General features: G+C 60.3%; 1 protein-coding gene. It reads left to right on the forward strand.

Annotation, left to right across the window (positions count from 1 at the left end):
• Nucleotides 1–116: 116 nt before the first annotated feature.
• The gene (locus BTIS_RS11595) at nucleotides 117–809 is read left to right on the forward strand and encodes an L-ribulose-5-phosphate 4-epimerase (RefSeq protein WP_094661619.1); all 693 of its coding nucleotides are present in this window, start codon (nucleotides 117–119) and stop codon (nucleotides 807–809) included.
• The last annotated feature ends 425 nt before the right edge of the window (nucleotides 810–1234 follow it).

The following is a 1234-nucleotide window of genomic DNA, read 5'->3' on the forward strand; positions in this document are numbered from 1 at the left end:
AGAGCGCTGTGCGCAACATCGATCTCGAAAGCAAGTAAACCCACAATCACGAATCATGTAATCGGCTCCCTCGCCGGGGGAGCCACAATATTTGATCAAATCGAAAGGAATGAGTTATGGCTACTTTGGCTGATTTTGGTCCTGAGGTGCGTGCCGAGGTCAAGCAGGTGCGTGAGGTGGTGTCCGTGTTGCATCAGCAGTTGATCAAGTGGAATCTGGTGGTGTGGACGGCGGGTAACGTGTCGCAGCGTCTGCATACGGCGGATCTGTTCGTGATCAAGCCGTCGGGCGTGCGTTATGAGAACCTGACGCCGAACTCGATGGTCGTGGTGGATCTGGACGGCAACGTGGTCGACGGCACCGAGGCCCCCTCCTCGGATACGGCGTCGCATGCGTACATCTACCGTCATATGCCGGACGTGTATGGCGTGGTGCACACGCATTCGACGTATGCGACGGCGTGGGCGGCGACGGGTCAGAACATCCCGTGCGGGCTGACGATGATGGGTGACGAGTTCGGTGGCCCGGTGCCGGTGGGCCCGTTCCGTCTGATCGGTTCGGAGGCGATCGGCGAGGGCGTGGTCGAGACGCTGAGGAAGTATCCGAAGTCTCCGGCGGTGCTGATGCAGAACCATGGCCCGTTCACGATCGGCAGGGACGCGGAGGGCGCGGTGAAGGCCGCGGCGATGACCGAGGAGGTCGCGCATACGATGTGGGCGGCGCGTCAGCTGGGCGAGATCATCGAGATCGACCAGGCGGACATCGACAAGCTCAACGACCGCTACCAGAACGTGTACGGCCAGCACTGACGTGATGGAGCGCCTCCCGCGTTGCGCGGGGCTCGGCGTACCGTTGTACGCCTTCGTCCCGCGCGCCTTGGAGTCGCACGCATCACGCCGGTGCCGCGGCCCGCGTCGCCGGTGCGCGCCCCGTTAGTGCGAGGCCTTTCGTTGGTGTGAGCTCACACTAGCGTCGTAGGCCTCCGAATCGTTGGAATTTCAACACCCCCGTCTTTTGGTGTGATCACACTAAGGGACGGGGGTGCTCTCTATTCGGGCAGATTTCGGAATATGGGATCGAACGCGGTAATAGACAGGGGTCGGACACGGGAACGGATCAAGAACAGCCGGCTTGACTACCTAGGACTACCTACTACCGAGGATTATATACTACCCAAGACTGCCGAGATCCTCGGCTTGTTAAGACAAGCTTTCTCCCCGAAATGCATATATGT

Source organism: Bifidobacterium tissieri (assembly GCF_002259645.1).
Lineage (GTDB): Bacteria > Actinomycetota > Actinomycetes > Actinomycetales > Bifidobacteriaceae > Galliscardovia > Galliscardovia tissieri.